General features: G+C 59.5%; 20 protein-coding genes. 10 read left to right on the top strand and 10 right to left on the bottom strand.

The features are described 5' to 3' along the window. Window positions 1-11: 11 nt before the first annotated feature. A complete protein-coding gene (locus LVW35_RS20885) occupies window positions 12-1310 on the bottom strand; it encodes a mechanosensitive ion channel family protein (protein ID WP_233891847.1) in 1299 nt (432 codons plus the stop codon). A gap of 193 nt (window positions 1311-1503) precedes the next feature. On the opposite strand from LVW35_RS20885, the gene LVW35_RS20880 reads away from it, so the two are divergent. Continuing rightward, the gene (locus LVW35_RS20880; protein WP_233891846.1) at window positions 1504-2850 is read left to right on the top strand and encodes a DEAD/DEAH box helicase; all 1347 of its coding nucleotides are present in this window, start codon (window positions 1504-1506) and stop codon (window positions 2848-2850) included. 50 nt (window positions 2851-2900) lie between these two features. Here the strand turns inward: LVW35_RS20880 and LVW35_RS20875 are convergent, their stop codons facing one another. Then, the gene (locus LVW35_RS20875; RefSeq protein WP_233891845.1) at window positions 2901-3176 is read right to left on the bottom strand and encodes a hypothetical protein; all 276 of its coding nucleotides are present in this window, start codon (window positions 3174-3176) and stop codon (window positions 2901-2903) included. Window positions 3177-3328: 152 nt separating this feature from the next. On the opposite strand from LVW35_RS20875, the gene LVW35_RS20870 reads away from it, so the two are divergent. Beyond that, the gene (locus LVW35_RS20870; RefSeq protein WP_233891844.1) at window positions 3329-3718 is read left to right on the top strand and encodes a transcriptional regulator; all 390 of its coding nucleotides are present in this window, start codon (window positions 3329-3331) and stop codon (window positions 3716-3718) included. A 9-nt stretch (window positions 3719-3727) separates the two neighbouring features. Here the strand turns inward: LVW35_RS20870 and LVW35_RS20865 are convergent, their stop codons facing one another. The 3 genes from LVW35_RS20865 to LVW35_RS20855 form a co-directional block, all read right to left on the bottom strand. Further along, a complete protein-coding gene (locus LVW35_RS20865; RefSeq protein ID WP_233891843.1) occupies window positions 3728-4594 on the bottom strand; it encodes a DUF6279 family lipoprotein in 867 nt (288 codons plus the stop codon). A gap of 65 nt (window positions 4595-4659) precedes the next feature. Then, a complete protein-coding gene (locus tag LVW35_RS20860; RefSeq protein ID WP_233891842.1) occupies window positions 4660-5382 on the bottom strand; it encodes a TorF family putative porin in 723 nt (240 codons plus the stop codon). A 200-nt stretch (window positions 5383-5582) separates the two neighbouring features. Further along, window positions 5583-5762, bottom strand: a complete 180-nt coding sequence (locus tag LVW35_RS20855; RefSeq protein ID WP_003193095.1) for a hypothetical protein — start codon at window positions 5760-5762, stop codon at window positions 5583-5585. Between the two features lie 322 nt (window positions 5763-6084). Between LVW35_RS20855 and LVW35_RS20850 the strand changes: the two genes are divergently transcribed. The 3 genes from LVW35_RS20850 (at window position 6085) to LVW35_RS20840 (ending at window position 9011) form a co-directional block, all read left to right on the top strand. Further along, entirely contained in the window at window positions 6085-6921 is an 837-nt protein-coding gene (locus LVW35_RS20850) for a CvfB family protein (RefSeq protein WP_233891841.1), read from the top strand. 52 nt (window positions 6922-6973) lie between these two features. After that, window positions 6974-7372 carry a DUF2177 family protein gene (locus tag LVW35_RS20845; RefSeq protein ID WP_233891840.1) on the top strand — a complete coding sequence of 133 codons (399 nt, stop codon included), beginning with the start codon at window positions 6974-6976 and terminating at the stop codon, window positions 7370-7372. A 196-nt stretch (window positions 7373-7568) separates the two neighbouring features. Further along, window positions 7569-9011 (top strand): NCS1 family nucleobase:cation symporter-1, encoded by a 1443-nt coding sequence (locus LVW35_RS20840; RefSeq protein WP_233891839.1) that lies wholly within the window; start codon window positions 7569-7571, stop codon window positions 9009-9011. Here the strand turns inward: LVW35_RS20840 and LVW35_RS20835 are convergent. Next, window positions 8923-10131, bottom strand: coding sequence for an MFS transporter (locus tag LVW35_RS20835; RefSeq protein WP_233891838.1), 1209 nt, complete (start codon window positions 10129-10131; stop codon window positions 8923-8925). The genes LVW35_RS20840 and LVW35_RS20835 overlap by 89 nt on opposite strands. Before the next feature lie 103 nt (window positions 10132-10234). Here LVW35_RS20835 and ptrR point away from each other — a divergent pair, with 103 nt between their 5' ends. The 4 genes from ptrR (at window position 10235) to LVW35_RS20820 (ending at window position 12610) form a co-directional block, all read left to right on the top strand. Then, a complete protein-coding gene (gene ptrR, locus LVW35_RS20830) occupies window positions 10235-11128 on the top strand; it encodes a putrescine utilization regulator PtrR (RefSeq protein WP_179030082.1) in 894 nt (297 codons plus the stop codon). Window positions 11129-11270: 142 nt separating this feature from the next. Next, window positions 11271-11393: a PA1414 family protein gene (locus LVW35_RS28935; protein ID WP_003193089.1), complete on the top strand. Its 123-nt coding sequence runs from the start codon at window positions 11271-11273 to the stop codon at window positions 11391-11393. A 234-nt stretch (window positions 11394-11627) separates the two neighbouring features. Beyond that, window positions 11628-12230: a peptidoglycan recognition protein family protein gene (locus tag LVW35_RS20825; RefSeq protein WP_233891837.1), complete on the top strand. Its 603-nt coding sequence runs from the start codon at window positions 11628-11630 to the stop codon at window positions 12228-12230. Beyond that, entirely contained in the window at window positions 12227-12610 is a 384-nt protein-coding gene (locus LVW35_RS20820) for a hypothetical protein (RefSeq protein WP_233891836.1), read from the top strand. Before LVW35_RS20825 ends, LVW35_RS20820 begins: the two co-directional genes overlap by 4 nt. Window positions 12611-12673: 63 nt before the next feature. Here LVW35_RS20820 and LVW35_RS20815 read toward each other — a convergent pair whose 3' ends face one another. From LVW35_RS20815 to speB, 4 genes are read right to left on the bottom strand one after another with little or no spacing between them, the layout of a single operon-like run. Beyond that, window positions 12674-14056: a sodium:solute symporter gene (locus LVW35_RS20815; RefSeq protein ID WP_233891835.1), complete on the bottom strand. Its 1383-nt coding sequence runs from the start codon at window positions 14054-14056 to the stop codon at window positions 12674-12676. Window positions 14057-14091: 35 nt separating this feature from the next. Continuing rightward, a complete protein-coding gene (locus LVW35_RS20810; RefSeq protein ID WP_233891834.1) occupies window positions 14092-15603 on the bottom strand; it encodes a purine-cytosine permease family protein in 1512 nt (503 codons plus the stop codon). A 21-nt stretch (window positions 15604-15624) separates the two neighbouring features. Beyond that, window positions 15625-16050, bottom strand: coding sequence for a YybH family protein (locus tag LVW35_RS20805; RefSeq protein WP_233891833.1), 426 nt, complete (start codon window positions 16048-16050; stop codon window positions 15625-15627). Further along, entirely contained in the window at window positions 16050-17000 is a 951-nt protein-coding gene (gene speB, locus LVW35_RS20800; protein ID WP_033900672.1) for an agmatinase, read from the bottom strand. Before speB ends, LVW35_RS20805 begins: the two co-directional genes overlap by 1 nt. 180 nt (window positions 17001-17180) lie before the next feature. Between speB and LVW35_RS20795 the strand changes: the two genes are divergently transcribed. Continuing rightward, entirely contained in the window at window positions 17181-18074 is an 894-nt protein-coding gene (locus LVW35_RS20795) for a LysR family transcriptional regulator (RefSeq protein WP_028617381.1), read from the top strand. Window positions 18075-18080: the final 6 nt, after the last annotated feature.

Below are 18080 nucleotides of genomic sequence, written 5' to 3'. Positions count from 1 at the left end.
GGTTGGTGGCATCAGGCAGATTTGTTGTCCAGAGTCGGCAAATGACTAGCCCCCAACACCGCCGGCAGCACCCCCGCACGTAAGTCATTCCCACTCGGCTGTTGATACAGGCTCAAGCCAAACTCCGGCAGCACCGCCAGCAGATAGTCAAAAATATCCCCCTGGATCCGCTCGTAATCCGCCCACGCGGTGGTGCGGGTAAAGCAGTAGATCTCCAGCGGCACGCCCTGGGCGGTGGTCTGCATCTGGCGCACCATGCAGGTCATGTTCGGCTGGATGTCCGGGTGGCTTTTCAGGTAGGCCAGGGCATAGGCGCGGAAGGTACCGAGGTTGGTCATGCGGCGGCGGTTGGCCGACAGTTGCGCGCTGTGGCCCTGGGCTTCGTTCCAGGCCTTGAGCTCAGCCTGCTTGCGTCCGATGTAGTCGGTGAGCAGGTGCACCTGGGTCATGCGCAGTTCTTCATCGTCGCGCAGGAATCGCACGCCGCTGGCGTCGATGAACAGGCTGCGCTTGATGCGGCGCCCGCCGGAGGCCTGCATGCCGCGCCAGTTCTTGAACGACTCGGACATCAGCCGCCAGGTGGGGATGGAGACAATGGTCTTGTCGAAGTTCTGCACCTTGACCGTGTGCAGCGTGATGTCCACCACGTCACCGTCGGCGCCGACCTGGGGCATTTCGATCCAGTCGCCGACCCGCAGCATGTCGTTGCTGGTCAACTGAACGCTGGCGACGAACGACAACAGCGTGTCCTTGTATACCAACAGGATCACCGCCGACATGGCACCCAAACCCGACAGCAGCAACAGCGGTGAGCGGTCGATCAGTGTGGCGACGATGATGATCGCGCCAAACACGAACAGCACCATCTTCGCCAACTGCACGTAGCCCTTGATCGAACGGGTGCGCGCGTGTTCAGTACGGGCGTAGATGTCCAGCAAGGCATTGAGCAGGGCGCTGATGGCCAACACCAGGAACAGGATGGTCAGCGCCAGGGCCACGTTGCCGATGAACAGGATGGCGGTCTTGCTCAGGCCGGGCACCAGGTACAGGCCGAACTGGATCACCAGCGACGGCGTCATTTGCGCCAGGCGATGGAAAACCTTGTTGTGCCGCAGGTCGTTGAGCCAGTGCAGGGCCGGTTGCCGGCCGAGCAGTTTGACGGCGTGGAGAATGAGGTAACGTGCCACTCGTCCGAGCAACAGGGCCACTACCAGCAACACCAGCAAGCCGAGGCTGGCATGCAGCAGCGGGTGTTCGTCGAGCGCGCCCCAGAGGTCTTGGACGTTGAGCCAGAGCTGTTTGATATCCATGGGTGAAACCGATTCTTCTATAAGACAAGACGGGGCGATTAGAGCATTTAAGTGCAACAAAGTTGATGCCATGGACAAATGCCCTGACAAAAAAGCGGCCGATTAGCACCGTTCGCGTAAAGAAACTCGGTTTGGACGCCCGAAACCGGTAACCTATGCAGCTGATTTTTTGTATTTCTTCGAGGTAGCACCCGTGTTTTCCCAATTCGCCCTGCACGAACGCCTGCTCAAAGCCGTGGCCGAGCTTAAATTTGTCGAGCCTACGCCTGTGCAAGCAGCGGCCATCCCGCTCGCGCTCGAAGGGCGTGACCTGCGGGTGACAGCTCAAACCGGTAGCGGCAAGACCGCCGCTTTCGTCTTGCCTGTGCTGAACCGCCTGATCGGCCCGGCCAAGGTTCGCGTCAGCATCAAGACCCTGATCCTGCTGCCGACCCGCGAGCTGGCGCAGCAGACCCTGAAGGAAGTCGAGCGCTTTTCGCAGTTCACTTTCATCAAGTCCGGCATCATCACCGGCGGTGAAGACTTCAAGGTCCAGGCCGCCATGCTGCGCAAAGTGCCGGACATCCTGATCGGCACCCCGGGCCGCATGATCGAGCAGCTCAACGCCGGCAACCTCGACCTCAAGGAAGTCGAAGTGCTGGTGCTGGACGAAGCCGACCGCATGCTCGACATGGGCTTTGCCGACGACGTACAGCGCCTGGTGGGCGAGTGCGTCAACCGCCAGCAGACCATGCTGTTCTCCGCCACTACCGGCGGTTCGACCCTGCGCGACATGGTCGCCAAGGTGCTGAACAACCCTGAGCACCTGCAGGTCAACAACGTCAGCGACCTGAACGCCACCACGCGCCAGCAGATCGTCACCGCCGACCACAATGTGCACAAAGAGCAGATCCTCAACTGGCTGCTGGCCAACGAGACCTATCAGAAAGCCATCGTGTTCACCAACACTCGCGCCGCCGCCGACCGCATCTACGGCCGCCTGGTCGCCCAGGAATACAAGGCGTTCGTGCTGCACGGCGACAAAGATCAGAAGGACCGCAAGCTCGCCATAGACCGCCTCAAGGCAGGCGGCGTAAAAATCCTCGTGGCCACCGACGTGGCGGCCCGCGGCCTGGACGTAGACGGCCTGGACCTGGTGATCAACTTCGACATGCCGCGTAGCGGCGACGAGTACGTGCACCGTATCGGCCGTACTGGGCGTGCCGGCAATGATGGCCTTGCCATCTCGCTGATCTGCCACGGTGACTGGAACCTGATGTCGAGCATCGAGCGTTACCTCAAGCAGTCGTTCGAGCGGCGTACCATCAAGGAAGTCAAAGGCACCTACACCGGGCCGAAGAAGGTCAAGGCGTCGGGCAAGGCCGTTGGCGTGAAGAAGAAAAAGACCGACGCCAAGGGCGACAAGAAGAAGACCGGCGCCAAGTCGCCGACCAAGCGCAAGATCGCCAACCGGCCGAAGACCGACAACCTGTCGCTCGTCAGCAAGGACGGTATGGCACCGCTCAAGCGCCGCAAGCCGGAAGCCCCGGCTGCGGAATAAGGCGCGTGTGATGTGAAAAAACCGGACTATTGTCCGGTTTTTTTATGCCTTCAGTTTTTGGCCTTGGTGGCCGCTTCCTTGAGTTCCTTGAGCCGGGCATCGATCAGTTGGCATTTGTCGGGGAACTCGGCGCTCTCGGTGTCAAGGTCCATCTTCTGCAGTTCGTCGTTCATCTCCTTGGCTTTGGCCGGGTTCTGTTCGGTCAGTTTGGCCACTTCCTGGGCCAGTTGCTCGCGTTTGGCCGTGGCCTCGTCGGGCGTGCAGGCCCAGGCGGGCAGGGCGCTCAACAACGCGGCCGCGACGGCCAGGTTCATCAGGGTTTTCATGGTAGACCTCCTTGGCGGTTATGTGCTGTTGAGGCGGCGAACGTCTGGAAAGTTCAGAGAAATGACGTCTGTCTATTAGGCTGAACGGCTACTGACGCGGCCTGTCACAACCTTGACGGGCTACTTTCCACCAGCCTGCAGGAGGAATCAGGATGACGACTTACAACTGGGATCTGATCGAACGTCTGCTGCATGAAGTGCAGAACGGCGAGGGCAGCTTCGCCCCGCGCAAATACGCCGAGCAGGAAGCGGCCGAGAAGGCCACGGCGGGCGAGTCCACCGGTAACCTGGACGCGCTCAAGAAGACTGCTGCAGATTATGAAGCGCTGCTGTTCAAACGTGGTTTTATTGAATCACGCTCCGAGGAAGAGGGTGGTAATGGCGAGAATTTCATCCTGACGGCGCTGGGTGCGCGGTTGCTGGCGCTGATCGACAGCTCGATTCCGGGCAACGATCACCCTCGCCAGGTGCTGGATGAGCAGGCGGACGCACTGGATCCGGCGACCTTTGCCGAGTTGGCCTCCAAAGCTCAGATTGCCTGATCCATTGTCTTACAGTGCGGCGGCCTTGAGGCATTTAAGTGCCTTGAAGTCGCTGCGTACACCGTCGATTTTCTGCGTCAGTTTCAGGCGTTGTTGCACGGTGCTTTCGGCCATCAGGTCCACGATCAGGCTGCGCGCTGCGGCTTCTGTATGGGCGTAGGCGACTCGGTATTCCGGCGTCCATAGGATCTCCCGATCCACCAGCAATTGCTGCATTTTCTGCGGGAAGTCAGCACTTTCGCGTTGCTTTACCGCGTCGATAAATTGTGTCTGCCAGTGGGCACGGTTGCCGATCCATTGCTTGTTTTGCTCTCCCAAGCTGATTGACCAGGCTGTGACCCGATTTTTCTGGCTATCGCTTAGCGGTCCCATCCATGCGTCCAGGCGCTTATTCATCCGATCAGCGCGTTCCTGGATCTGCTTGGCCAGCGGCGGCTTGAGGTATTCGTCTTGGCGCTTGCGCAGGTCCTTGCCCAACGCTTCGTTCATTTCTTTGACTTGCTGATCGTCCAACCCCTTCAGCAGTTCAATGGCCGATGGCGTAATTTCGCGGGCAATGTCGGCAATGGCTTGCTTGGCTTCGGCGGTTCGGGTCTGTAAGGCAGCGTCGGTTACCTGGTTGTCGTCGACCATCTGTTGCAGGCGGTCCAGCCAATCCAGATAGCCCGGCAACTGCGTGGTGCAGTGCCAGGCCAAGTGTTGCTTGAGTGTGTCGTTGAACCAGCTCTTCTGCCCGGCGTTCATGTCCAGGTAATCATTGAGGGTCCAGGGAATGATCACGTCCAGGTTGCGATAGGCCAACCCCACGCGATTGCAACCGGTGAGCACCAGGCTCAGGGTCAGTAATACCACCAGTAGTTTGAGCCGACGCAGCATGGGCGGGTCCTTCGCAGAGTGGGTTATCACATGTGAACCTGCGGCGGGTGCGACAGTTCAGCCCATCAATAAAACGACCGCGCAGCCTTCAACGTCAACAGCCCGTCGCATTGCGAATTGTGTCCGGAATAGGCCGAGCAATCCCCGCCGCTGAGGCTGGAATCGCTGTAGATCAAGTTCAAGTCCACGCCCATCCACTGCCGGGAGAACTGCACCGACCAGTCACTGAAGGCGCGAATGGAGCCGCCTTCCACCGAGACCGGGGTGCCTAACTGATGAGTGGTGTATTTCATGCTGACGCCGATGCCGAAAGGCTGGGTACCGCCGAGGTCGGCGAACAGGGTGCTGTCCTGGCGATCCGGGTCGTTGCTGAAGGAGGCGCCGAAGCGATTGCCCAACAGGTTAAGGCCGCCGTAGAACTCCTGGCTGTCGAGGGGGCTGAGCTTGGGGTAGCTGTAGTGGATCAGGCCCACTTCGTAGCCGAGAGTCTGGTCGAAGGGGTGCTTGAAGCCCATGTAGGAATCGACTTCGAGGTTGCTGGATGAGGACAGGCCCATGTTTGGGGAAAACTGGCCGAAGTACAGGCCGCTGTCGTGGCTCAGGTCCAGCCCGCCATGGAACGAGTCGCTCCCGGGGGAGGTCGGTTTGACCAGGCCCTGGGCCATGCTGCGGCTGGGCGTCGTACCCAATTTCAGGTCGAAGTCACCTAATTCACGCTGGAAAATCTGCGCTTCGGCGAGAGGGCTGGCAACCAGGGCACCGACCAGAAAAATGCAGGATTTGAACATGCTTCACTCCATGAAAAGCGAGGAGCAGTGACGAAGAAATCGGGCAGATGCCCGTGCTAGACGTGTGCAAGCATACCGGCGAAATCCGGGAGGTGAGGCCCGTTCGTCGATTAACGCTGTTCGCAGGTAGAGGATGTTTCGGGCTCTAGTCCTAGCGCCTTGATGGCAAGACGCTTAGGGACCAGGTGTGTTGCGCGATATTACTTTTTACCCAGGCTGATCTGCTTGGATGGGCCGAACGTCTGGCCGCTGACGCCCTTGGCAATCTGCTGGATTTCGCCACCGGACTTGAGGAATGCAGCAATCTGGCTGTTGATCGATTCGCTGGTTTCAACGGCGGGAGCTGGCTTTGCTTTGCTGTTGGATGCTTTTACGCGCATGGCGGCCACTAACCTGTAGAAAATTAACTTGGCCAGGCATCGTACAGGAAATACTTGACAATTGCTTGGTAAATATCCCCATGAAATAAGTGAGACAGTGGGGAAGAGCCGAAGTTGATCTTTGAAATAATCCCCTAACTTACTGTTTTAACTCGAAACCATGGGACTATCGACAAAAGGCAGCGTGGGAAAAATTGGCCGATTGATCGGACGAGCGGGGCGATGCCACTGTAATGCCACGCCAGCCCGTGATTTTTCAGGCACGCGCGCGTGGCGCACGCAACTCGGGTAGAATGCCGCCCACGTAATGAGGGTATTGAAAATGGCTTTGGTCGGGCGCTACAACAGCTTGCAAGTGGTTAAACACACTCACTTTGGTTTGTACCTGGACGGCGCGCAAGATGGTGAAATCCTCTTGCCTAATCGGTATATCCCCAAAGATATTCCCAGCGAAGATGAAGACTGGCTTAACGTTTTCATTTACCTGGACAGCGATGACAAACTTATTGCTACTACTGAAAAACCGAAAGTTCAAGTTGGCGAGTTCGCCAGTTTGAAAGTGGTGGAAGTCAACAGTATTGGTGTATTCCTCGATTGGGGTTTGCCCAAGGACCTGTTGCTGCCGTATTCGGAAGAAAAGCGTCAGCTGACCGCGGGTGAATACTGCGTGGTTCACGTCTACCTCGACAAACACACCAAGCGCATTACCGCCACCGCACGGTTGGATCGCTACCTGGACAAGACGCCGGCCAACTATCAGGTGGGCCAGGAAGTCGACCTGCTGGTGGCCGAAGCCACTGACATGGGCTTCAAAGCAATCATCAACAACAAGCACTGGGGCCTGATCCACAAGAACGAAGTGTTCAAGTTCCTGCGCCCAGGTAAAGAAGAAAAAGGCTTTATCAAAGAGATCCGTGCCGATGGCAACATCAGCCTGAGCTTGCAACCAGTCGGCCAGGAAGCGGCTTCCAGCCTGAACTCCAAGATCCTCGCCAAGTTGCGTGAAAACAACGGCAGTTTGCCGGTCAGCGACAAGAGTGATCCGGCAGTGATCAGTAACTTGTTCGGCGTGAGCAAGGGCAACTTCAAGAAGGCCATCGGTGCGTTGTACAAGCAGGGCCAGATCGTGATCCACGCTGATCGCATTGAACTAAGCTGACCACGCCTTGCTCTTCTGTAGACGCTCGCTGGCGTCTACAGAGGCTGCATCAATGACCAAGAAATCGCTGTTAGCCTACCTCGGCACGTTGCTCGCCTTCCTTGTCCTGGACGGCCTCTGGCTCGGCGTCCTTATGGGGCCCACCTATAAGTCCCTGCTGGGGCCGCTGATGCTGGATCAACCCCGCCTGTTGCCCGCGACACTCTTCTATCTCCTTTATGTGCTCGGTTGCGTCGTGTTCGTGGTCTTGCCCAGCGCAAGCTGGCAACGCGCAGCACGCCTGGGTGCCTTGCTGGGGCTGGTCGCCTATGGCACCTATGACTTGAGCAACTGGGCCACGTTGCAAGGTTGGTCTGCGCAGTTGGCGGTCATGGACATGGTGTGGGGCACCTTCCTGACCGCAGCCTGCTGCACGGTGGGTTATCTGTGTGCACATCGAGTGCAGCGTTGATTGTGTACAGAATTTCTGTGCACCGTTGCTGAGCGCGGTCCCCACCTTTAAGCCTCTATTGTTCGATTTGGAACGCCCTTCCAGAGTGATTGGGTTCAATTGGCACGCATTCTGCTGAATGCCTCGTATACAAACCGCGCCGCCTTCCGTATGCACCCGTAATGGAGGTGCAGGCCGGTATTCGAGGAGCCCAGCGATGACCGAACAATTGCCCAAAGGCTACAGCCCGCGCCTGTATAACCAGGATTTGGGCCCGCTGCCGCAAAAGTGGAACTGGTACAACATCTTCGCTTTCTGGATGAGCGACGTGCACAGCGTCGGTGGTTACGTGTTTGCCGCCAGTCTGTTCGCGCTGGGCCTGGCCAGCTGGCAGGTGTTGTTCGCCTTGCTCATTGGTATCTGCATCGTGCAGCTGATCGCCAACCTGGTGGCCAAGCCGAGCCAGCAGGCTGCTGTACCTTACCCCGTGATCTGCCGCCTGGCGTTTGGTGTGTTCGGCGCGAACATTCCTGCGGTGATCCGAGGCTTGATTGCCGTGGCCTGGTACGGGATTCAAACGTATCTGGCTTCGAGCGCCTTGATCATCGTGGTGCTGCGTTTTTTCCCACAGATGGCGGTGTATGCAGAGCCGCATTTCGCAGGCTTGTCCTACCTTGGCTGGTTTGGTTTCCTCAGCCTTTGGCTGTTGCAAGCGACGGTGTTCTGGGCCGGCATGGAGTCCATCCGGCGGTTTATCGATTGGGCAGGGCCAGTGGTCTACGCGGTGATGTTCGCCCTGGCGGGTTGGATCGTGTGGAAGGCGGGCTGGTCGAACATCAGCTTTACCCTGGCGGAAAAATCCTTGTCGGGCTGGCAGGCATTCGGCCAGGTGATCGTAGCGACGGCGTTGGTGGTGTCGTATTTCTCCGGGCCAACCCTGAACTTCGGCGACTTCAGCCGCTATTGCCGCAGCATGCAGGACGTGCGACGCGGCAACTTCTGGGGGCTGCCGGTGAATTTCCTGGCGTTCTCCCTGGTCACCGTGGTGATCGTTTCGGGCACCTTGCCGGTGTTCGGCGAAATGCTGCATGACCCGATCGCCACGGTTTCGCGCATCGATAACAGTATGGCGGTTTTGCTCGGGGCCTTTGCCTTCGTCACCGCGACCATCGGCATCAATATTGTCGCCAACTTCGTGTCCCCGGCGTTTGATTTTGCCAACGTTGCACCGAGCAAGATCAGCTGGCGCGCGGGTGGGATGATCGCTGCCGTGGCGTCGATCTTCATCACGCCGTGGAACCTGTTCAATAACCCGCTGATGATCCACTACACCCTGGATATTCTCGCGGCCTTTATCGGGCCACTGTTCGGCATCCTGCTGGTGGATTTCTACCGGATCAAAAAACAGCAGATCGACGTGGACGCGTTGTTCGATGACAGCCCAAGCGGGCGTTACTACTTCGACGGTGGCGTGAACTGGACGGCGGTCAAAGCGTTGGTGCCCGCGACGCTGGTGGGCGTCGCGATCACCTTCACCCCGGCGTTGCAGGGCATGGCCAACTTTGCCTGGTTTACCGGCTGCTTCCTGGGTGGGCTGTTTTTCCTGGTATTGGCGCGGCGTGAACAGGTGCGTGTGTCTGCGCCGATGGTTGTCGGCTGATCAATACCGAGCCCGCTACCAACAAGCCTGCCCCGGCGACCACCAATGCCGGTTGCAGGCCACCGCTCAGATGGCTGCTGATCGATGCCAGCAATGGCCCGCTCAATTGGCCGATTGCAAAACTGGCGGTCAGCAGTCCGGTGCTGCGCTGGTAACCGTGGGGGGCGACGTCCCGCAGGCGTGCCATCACCAACTGCATGCAGGCCAGGAACGGCCCGCCGCACAGCAATACCCCGAGTGCCAGGCCCCAACCATTGCCCAGCAAACAGGCAAACACCCCAGCCGCTTGCAGCCACAATGTGGTCATCAGCCAGCGGCGAGTGGTGTCTGGGTCCTTGCGGCGCAGGGTCGCCACCACCACGCCAATCGCGGCGGCCAGGCCAAAGCATGGCCAGAACAGATCGGCCTGCCAGGCGCCCTTGAACTGCGCGCTGGCCATCTGCGACAGGAATGTCGCCGGGATGATGTAGCCGAGGCCGTACAACACGTAGATCCAGCACAGATGCGCGATGCTGCCGTTGCTACCCGCGTCTATATGGCTGGCAATGGGCGTGCCGGTGGTAGAAGGCTTGGGCAGGAAAGGCAGGATGGCCAGCAACATTACCAGCGCCACCCCGCCATACAGCAGCCATAGCGTGGCCGAGCTTTGGCCCAGCAGGTTGGAGCCCAGCGCCAGCAACCCGGTCAACAGAATCCCCAGTCCCGGCCCGGCAAATACCAGGGCGCCCAGGCGCGGACGCCCGGCGGCAATCGCTAGCGGCTGGCTCAGGCTGGTGATCATCACCAGTGCCCAGGCACTTGCGACACCGGTGCCAAAACGCAGCAACAGATGGGGCCAGAACCCGTGGGCCCAGTACGACGCCAACGTCAGCAGCACACACAGCCACAACCCGCCATATAGACGCCCACGGACATGGTGATGGCTGCGCGCGAAGATCGAATCCACCGCGCCGACGAAGTAGCCCAGGTAGTTGGCGGCGGCGATCAGGCCGGCGCCGGTCAGGTCGATCTGCCCTTCACTGAGCAGATGCGGCATTTGTGGGGTGAGGGCGAAGCGGCCAATACCCATCGCCATCATCAAGGCGACAAAGCTGGCAGTTAAGCGAATCAGGGGAGACATGGTCAGGTTTCCTGCGGGTACGCGAATACCTTCAGGCTAAGACAGATTGACTTTCTGTAAAATTGAATAATAGTGAGTAACTTGTTCAGTTTTGGAGAAAGATGTGGAGTTCAGTCAATTGCGCATTTTCCAGGCCGTGGCGGAAGAGGGCTCCATTACCCGTGCGGCTGACCGTTTGCATCGGGTGCCGTCGAACCTGTCGACGCGCCTCAAGCAAATGGAGGAGCAACTCGGTGTAGAGCTGTTCGTGCGTGAACGCCAGCGCCTGCAGCTTTCTCCTGCGGGCAAGGTGCTGCTGGACTACAGCACCCGTCTACTGGCCCTGCATGACGAAGCCCACGGTGCTGTGCAAGGTGGGCAACCGGCTGGCGATTTTGTTTTGGGCAGCATGTACAGCACGGCAGCGGTGCATTTGCCGAAGTTGTTGGCGGGCTATCACAAGGCTTATCCGATGGTGAACCTTCAGGTGCAGTCGGCACCCAGCGGGGAGTTACTCGAAGGGTTGATCACCGGCCGCCTGGATGCGGCCTTTGTGGATGGCCCCATCACCATCGCCTCCCTGGACGGCATCGCCCTGTGCGAAGAGCGCCTGGTGCTGATTTGTGAGGCCGACCATCCGCCCGTGCGTGGGCCTCAGGATGTCGCAGGGCGCTCAGTATTCACCTTCCGTCGCAGTTGCGCCTACCGCACCCGCCTGGAGACCTGGTTTTCCCACGAGCGCGTGGCTATGGGAAGGGCGATCGAGATAGAGTCCTACCAAGGCATGCTCGCCTGTGTGATCGCCGGATCGGGTGTGGCGTTGATGTCCGAGTCCATGCTCGACAGCCTGCCCGGCAAGGACAGCGTGTCCGTTCATCCGCTGATAGGGCCTTTTGCCACTGCGACCACCTGGTTGATGTGGCGAAAGGGTATGCTCGGCGCTAACCTCAACGCGTGGATCGACCTGCAGCAAGCCGGCAAGGCTGCAGTGGTGCAAGACACCCGCGCCATTGCTTGAGCGATCCGTCAGGATTTTGATGAATTCAGTAATAGTTCGTTGTGGTTTCGTTCAAGCAATACGTAGGACTTAGAGCTACTATCAGTGTAGGAAAGGGCGACAGAACTGGCGCCTACCCGCATTACCCTCAAAGGGGGCAACCATGAAAGAGAAAATTCAAAACTGGCTCCACGATCTGGGTGTTGCGCTGGGCTTGATCGAGCCTCCGCTGCAGCCGGTGCCGATTCGCACAGATGACGAGCAGCGTCGTCCACGTCGCAGGTAAGTCCTGAAGCGCTCACGCGATCCCCCTCGTGCGGGCGCTGCCCCTTGGATTGTTATCAGGGCATATTCGGTTCCCTGTAATACGAGTGCATTCGCTGCTCATTTTGTACTGCGCGCAATTGTCTGACGGGGGCATGTTTCATCGTCAGAGCCTTCTTCTTATCCCGTCGTCTGTGCCCTTTTCCCTGTTCGTCCTTCTATATTTTTGCCTTCACATGGATGAATGGGCAGTGGGATGTCGAGTATTGATAGCGAAGGGATGTTGATTTCCGACAGAGTTGAACTCCGTCGGTTTCAGTCGATTGAGCACGGGGATTTGCGCAGCGTGAGCGCGCTGGTGGTTCACCAGACAGATGCCCCGACCGCCGAGCACACCTTTAACGCCTACCTTGCCCAGGGCAACGGAGCACACTTTCTCATTGAGAAAAATGGTGTGATCTACCAGACAGCCAGCCTCAAGAAACGTTGTTATCACGTTGGCCGCTACCTGCGTTCAAAGTGCATGGCAATGGATAAGGCGACGTGCGACACCGCCCGAATCCAATCTATTCAAGCACTCATCTGGACCTTGCAGATCCGTGCGCTGGATCGGTATGAACGCACCAAGGGCTATCCTGAGCGATTCCCGATGAATGCGGATTCCCTGGGCATCGAATTGATCGGCAAACATTTGGATGCTGCACGTTATGAGGAGGTGACCGCTATGCAGAATCAATCTCTGCGATGGCTGGTGGGAGAGTTGTATGGTCATTTCCACCTGACGCCGGAGGACGTCTACAGGCATCCGCAAATCTCTTACAAACACCCCGGCGAAGCCAGCAGTGCGGTGTGGCAATGAGTCTGCGCCGATGCTCAGTTGGCGTGTGGGTATTGCTCGCCGGATGCATGGCTTCCCCTCCTGATATCGACGAAATTGCCCTCTCGGGTTTTCACTCCGAAGAGCCGGAAGGCTGTCGACCCAGTGATGTTGCACTGGATGAGCGACAGATCGCGTCCTTTTTCAAGCGCGCCGAGCCCATTGATGGACGCACGCTGCATGACGAGTACGACTGGGCGCCTTGTTATCTTGAAGGGACACTGAAGTATCGCGGCAAGGCGTGTACTTGGCGGGTGAGGGCAGGGGCGACAGGGGAGATCGAATGCCCGGCCGCTGAGCAGTATTTTGGCTGCAAGGCGTGCGGTGATTTGTTTGAAGAAGCCAGCCGGAGTGCTGACTAAAAAAACGGGCACGACATCCGACGTCGTGCCCGCTGAAGGAACCGCTCTACATCCTGTTGCGCATCAAACCGCCCGAGCGGCTACTGCCTCGGGCTTGCGCGACAGCAAACTCACCACCACAAAACTCACCAGCCCAATCGCCAGGCTGTAGTAGATCGGCGTGTTCGCATCCAGCCCATCCTTGAACATGAACACCAGCGCCGTCACAAAGCCCAGGGTCATGGAGGTGATGGCTCCCGATGTGGTTGCGCGTTTCCAGAAGATCGCGCCGATCAGCGGGATCAACATGCCGCCCACCAGCAGGTTATAGGCCAGGGTCAGGGCGCTGATCACATCGCTCACTACCAGTGCGATGCCCAGCACGGCAACACCTGTCAGCATCGTGAACAGGCGGTTGACGGCCAGGCTCGACTGTTTGCCGCCACGCAGGCGCGGCAGCAGGTCTTCGGTCAGGACAGTGGAGGCGGCGAGCAGGCCGGCGCTGGCGGTAGACATCATTGCAGCCAGTGCTGCGGCAATCACCAGGCCACGGATGCCGTCCGGCAGCGAGGCTTTCACGATGGCGGCAAACGCATTGTTCACGTTGTCCAGGTCCGGGATCAGCACATGCGCCGCCATACCGATCAACGCACAGGCCAGGCCGTAGAGGATGCAGTAGAAACCGGCGAAGGTGCCGGCGTACTGGGCGACCTTTTCGTCACGGGCGGTGAACACCCGCTGCCAGATGTCCTGGCCGATCAGGATGCCGAAGAAGTAAATCATGAAGTAGGTGATGATCGTGTCCCAGCCGATCGCGGTGAAGCTGAAGCTCGACGCCGGCAGCTTGGCCACCAGTTCGTCCCAGCCGCCGACGCGGTACAGGCATATGGGCAGCAGGATAAACATCAGGCCGACGGTCTTGATCACGAACTGCACGATGTCGGTCAGGGTCAGCGACCACATGCCGCCGATGGTCGAGTACACCACCACCACGCCACCGCCGAGCAGCACCGAGATCCAGAACGGCAAGCCGAACAACACCTGCAACACAGTGCCGATGGCCAGGATCGACGTTACGCCGATCATCAGCGCATAAGCCAGCATAATCACAGCGCTGGCCTGGCGGGCCATGGGGTTGTAGCGTTTCTCCAGCACCTGGGTCACGGTGAAGATCTTCAGCTTCAACAGCGGCTTGGCCAGGAACAGGTTCAACGCGATGATCCCGGCGCCCAGTGCGGCACACAGCCAGAAGCCGGAAATGCCATGTACGTAACCCAGGCGCACGGTGCCGACCGTGGATGCACCGCCCAATACCGTGGCGGCCATGGTGCCCATGTACAGCGACGGGCCCAGGTTGCGCCCGGCCACCAGATAGTCTTCGTGGGTCTTGGCGCGACGCATGCCGTAGTAGCCGAGCACGAGCATGCCGGCGGCGTAGATGAGTACGACGAATAAATCCAAAGCCATGACGGCGGTTCTCCGATTATCTTTTTTATGGGCGATCAGGCGGCGGCTTGCAGCGCCGGTTTAACGTGCGCATCCATGCGCTTGCTGCGAGGGTCGGACGGCCCGTAGACGGCCGCCGGTTCCGGAAACACACGCAGCAAGGTCAGGTACACCACCGAGGCCAGCCCCAACGTCACCGGCAGGCTGATATCGATGCCGTCGGCCAGGTTGCCCAGTGGCCCGACAAACTGCCCCGGCAGGTTGACGAAGCACAGGCCCACCAGTGCACTCGGGATCCACGCCCCCAGCCCGCGCCAGTTCCAACCATGGCTGAACCAGTAGCGGCCGCCGGTCTCACCTCGGGTGAACACCTGCAGGTCATCCGGGCAGTAGAAGCCACGACGCACGATCAGGCCGATGATCATCATCACCATCCACGGCGTGGTGCAGGTGATGATCAGCACGGCGAAGGTCGACACGCTCTGCACCAGGTTGGCGGCAAAGCGTCCGATAAAGATGAAGGCAATCGACATTACCCCAATCAACAGCGTGGCCTTCACCCTAGACAGCAGACGCGGAAACACGCTGGACATGTCCAGCCCGGTGCCATACAGCGAGGTGGTGCCAGTGGACATACCGCCGATCACCGCGATCAAGCACACCGGCAGGAAGAACCAGCTCGGCGCCACCGCCAGCAAACCGCCGACGTAGTTGTTGGCCGCAATGTAATCCGGCGCCTTGATCGCCACGATGGTCGCGGTGGCCAGTCCGAACAGGAAGGGGATCAAGGTCGCGATTTGCGCCAGGACCACCGCCAGCATGATGCGTATTTTCGGCGTCTCACGCGGGATGTAACGCGACCAGTCACCCAGGAACGCGCCGAAGGAAATCGGGTTGCTCATGGCCACCAGCGCGGCGCCGATGAAGGCGGCCCAGAAGCCGGTCTGGCTCAGCGCGACGGTGCCTGCGAAGTGGCTGTCGAAGGCCGGCGCGAAGGCGAAGATGCCCAGCAGAAACAGCAGGCCCGCGGCCCATACCGCAATGCGGTTGACCCACAGCATGAAGCGAAAGCCGTAGATGCACACGGTCAGTACCAGAATCGCAAACACGCCATAGGCCAGGCCCAGGGTCAGGTCAGTTTCCGGCAGGCCGATCAGACGTTTCGCACCGCCCACCAGCGCATCACCTGAACTCCACACCGACAGTGAGAAGAAGGCAATCGCCGTCAGCAGCGAGAGAAACGAGCCGACAATCCGCCCGTGCACGCCAAAGTGCGCACCGGAAGACACGGCGTTGTTGGTGCCATTGATCGGCCCGAACAGGCCCATGGGCGCCAGGATCAGAGCACCCACCAGCACCCCCAGCACAATCGCCCAGACGCCGGCCTGGAACGACAGGCCGAACAACACGGGGAAGGAACCCAGCACGGCGGTGGCAAAGGTATTGGCACCGCCGAAGATCAGTCGGAACAGATCCTTGGGGCCGGCGGTACGTTCGTGGTCCGGGATCTGCTCGACCCCGTTGGTTTCTATTTTGCGAATACTTTTATCGTTGTTTTTATTATTCATGATCTGCTCCGATCACATTGGCTAAGGGGGCGGCAGCCCTTCCGGCATAGCGGACAAATGTTCGTGACAGGCCAGCCACAGGCCTTGTTGTTGTTGTTCTGCGCCAAACCCTTGCCGTTTGAAGACAATGGTCTCGCGTTCCTGGCTATTGAATTGCTCCCCGTTCATGCGCAGCTCAGTGGCCACGTCATGCATGAAAATCGCCACGTCACCCTGCAGGCTGACAAAGGCGTTGCTCGACGTGCAGGACAGCACCTCGAACCCCTCGTCCTGACGCCAGCTGTCCCACAACGCCTGGTAGGCATCGCGACTGAGCAGCGGCTGGGGCAGGGTGTAGAACACAAAGCTGGCGTCCGCCGTGAACGCGCCGAAGTAGGCAGCGCGGTCATTGCGGGCGAAGGCCGCCACTAGGCCGGCGGCGGCTTGCAGCACCTCGTGGGCGCTCATCAGCGATGCGCCACGCCAGGCAGTACGCAGAGCATTTCGTACAGCAAGTTGGCGCCCAGCAGTGAGGTGTTACCGGTGGTGTCGTAGGGCGGCGAAACTTCTACCAGATCGCAACCAATCAGGTCGAGGCCCTGGCAACCGCGGATGATCTCGATCGCCTGGATAGTGGTCAGTCCGCCGATTTCCGGGGTGCCGGTGCCCGGCGCCCAGGCGGGGTCGATGCCGTCGATGTCAAAGCTCAGGTACACCGGGCCGCCGCCGACTTTTTCACGCACTTCGGCCATCAGCGGTGCGAGGGAGTGGTGCCAACATTCTTCGGCCTGGACCACACGGAAGCCCTGTTTGCGGCTCCAGTTGAAGTCTTCGGCGGTGTAGCCCTGGGCGCGCAGGCCGATTTGCACCACACGGTCACAATCGAGCAAGCCTTCTTCCACCGCGCGGCGGAAGGTGGTGCCATGGGCGATTTTCTCGCCGAACATATGGTCGTTGACGTCGGCGTGAGCATCAATGTGCACCAGCCCGACCTTGCCGTGTTTCTTGTGGATCGCCCGCAGGATCGGCAGGGTAATGGTGTGGTCGCCGCCCAACGTCATCGGGATCACGTCGTGCTCAAGGATCTCGTCGTAGGCTTCTTCGATGATGCGCACGGCGTCGAGCAGGTTGAAGGTGTTGATCGCCACGTCGCCAATGTCGGCAACCGACAGCGAGTCGAACGGCGCAGCGCCGGTGGCCATGTTGTAGGGGCGGATCATCACGGATTCGGCGCGGATTTCACGCGGCCCGAATCGGGTGCCGGCGCGCAGCGAGGTGCCGATGTCCAGAGGCACGCCGATAAAGGCGGCATCCAGGCCCTTGGCCGTTTGCAGGTGGGGAAGACGCATCATGGTGGCGATGCCGGCGAAGCGCGGCATTTCGTTGCCGCCCAGTGGTTGGTGGAAAATCTTGTCCACGGGAGTGCCTCATCGTTGTTTTGTTTATTAGGGGCCGATTCTGCGAAATACGTGGAAACGAAAGAATCGGCACGGGCAAATACTTAGTTCAGATTTTTCTAAACTAATGCTTGAGGTAAACTCGGTTCAAATGTGTGGTGGCTTGCTCCCACAGGATTTGTGTGTGCCTTCGGAGACCCCATGGCCAACGCTCTGCCCGACCTGAAACTCCTGCGCATCTTCGTCAGCGTCGTGCGGCACCAAGGGTTCGCCAATGCCCAGCACGAACTCAACCTGTCCACGTCGGCTATCAGCACCTACATGAGCCAGCTGGAAGCAGCGTTGGGTCTGGTACTGTGTCATCGCGGGCGGGGCGGGTTCAGCCTGACCAGCAAGGGCGAGCTGTTTCATCAGGAAACCTTGCGCCTTCTGGGCGAACTGGAAGGCTTCGAGCAATACGCAGCGGCGTTGAAGGGCGAGTTGCGCGGCACGCTGAAACTGGGTGTCCTGGACTCCACCGTCAGCGACAAAGCCCTGCCCTTCGCCGAAGTGATCGGCGCCTACAGCCTGGAACACCCGGCGGTGCACCTGCACCTGTCGGTGATGAGCCCTTATGAACTGCAACTGGGCGTGCAGGACAACCGCCTGGACCTGGCCATCGGCGCCTTTTCCAACCGCATGAGCGGGCTGATCTACATGCCGCTGTACCGCGAGCAACACTGGTTGTATTGCAGTACCCGTCACCCCTTATTTAACGAACGACGTATTCCCGAGCAGGTGATCACGCAACAACGCATGGTCGGTCGCGGCTACTGGAGCCAGGCGGAATTGGCGCGGCACGGTTTCAAACACAGCGCGGCGACCGTTGAAAGTATGGAGGCGCAGTTGATCCTGGTGCTGTCCGGTGCCTACATCGGCTATTTGCCCGAACATTACGCCCAGGCCTGGGCCGACAAGGGCGATCTGCGTGTGTTGCTGCCGGCGACCTTCGGCTATCAGGCGCCGTTCTCGATGATCATGCGCCGTGGCCGCAGCCGCGAACCGCTGATCCAGACCTTCCGTGATTTGCTCAAAGCCCAGCTCAACCAGGCCTGAAAAACC

It is taken from the genome of Pseudomonas sp. HN11, from assembly GCF_021390155.1.
Lineage (GTDB): Bacteria > Pseudomonadota > Gammaproteobacteria > Pseudomonadales > Pseudomonadaceae > Aquipseudomonas.
This window is presented reverse-complemented; position numbering and strand designations above follow the sequence as displayed.

Bases quoted from the DNA above. Each gene is read 5' to 3' on its own strand.
- LVW35_RS20885 (WP_233891847.1), bottom strand. From the start codon at position 1,310: ATGGATATCAAACAGCTCTGGCTCAACGTCCAAGACCTCTGGGGCGCG.
- LVW35_RS20875 (WP_233891845.1), bottom strand. From the start codon at position 3,176: ATGAAAACCCTGATGAACCTGGCCGTCGCGGCCGCGTTGTTGAGCGCC.
- LVW35_RS20870 (WP_233891844.1), top strand. From the start codon at position 3,329: ATGACGACTTACAACTGGGATCTGATCGAACGTCTGCTGCATGAAGTG.
- LVW35_RS20865 (WP_233891843.1), bottom strand. From the start codon at position 4,594: ATGCTGCGTCGGCTCAAACTACTGGTGGTATTACTGACCCTGAGCCTG.
- LVW35_RS20860 (WP_233891842.1), bottom strand. From the start codon at position 5,382: ATGTTCAAATCCTGCATTTTTCTGGTCGGTGCCCTGGTTGCCAGCCCT.
- LVW35_RS20855 (WP_003193095.1), bottom strand. From the start codon at position 5,762: ATGCGCGTAAAAGCATCCAACAGCAAAGCAAAGCCAGCTCCCGCCGTT.
- LVW35_RS20850 (WP_233891841.1), top strand. From the start codon at position 6,085: ATGGCTTTGGTCGGGCGCTACAACAGCTTGCAAGTGGTTAAACACACT.
- LVW35_RS20845 (WP_233891840.1), top strand. From the start codon at position 6,974: ATGACCAAGAAATCGCTGTTAGCCTACCTCGGCACGTTGCTCGCCTTC.
- LVW35_RS20840 (WP_233891839.1), top strand. From the start codon at position 7,569: ATGACCGAACAATTGCCCAAAGGCTACAGCCCGCGCCTGTATAACCAG.
- LVW35_RS20835 (WP_233891838.1), bottom strand. From the start codon at position 10,131: ATGTCTCCCCTGATTCGCTTAACTGCCAGCTTTGTCGCCTTGATGATG.
- LVW35_RS28935 (WP_003193089.1), top strand. From the start codon at position 11,271: ATGAAAGAGAAAATTCAAAACTGGCTCCACGATCTGGGTGTTGCGCTG.
- LVW35_RS20825 (WP_233891837.1), top strand. From the start codon at position 11,628: ATGTCGAGTATTGATAGCGAAGGGATGTTGATTTCCGACAGAGTTGAA.
- LVW35_RS20820 (WP_233891836.1), top strand. From the start codon at position 12,227: ATGAGTCTGCGCCGATGCTCAGTTGGCGTGTGGGTATTGCTCGCCGGA.
- LVW35_RS20815 (WP_233891835.1), bottom strand. From the start codon at position 14,056: ATGGCTTTGGATTTATTCGTCGTACTCATCTACGCCGCCGGCATGCTC.
- LVW35_RS20810 (WP_233891834.1), bottom strand. From the start codon at position 15,603: ATGAATAATAAAAACAACGATAAAAGTATTCGCAAAATAGAAACCAAC.
- LVW35_RS20805 (WP_233891833.1), bottom strand. From the start codon at position 16,050: ATGAGCGCCCACGAGGTGCTGCAAGCCGCCGCCGGCCTAGTGGCGGCC.
- LVW35_RS20795 (WP_028617381.1), top strand. From the start codon at position 17,181: ATGGCCAACGCTCTGCCCGACCTGAAACTCCTGCGCATCTTCGTCAGC.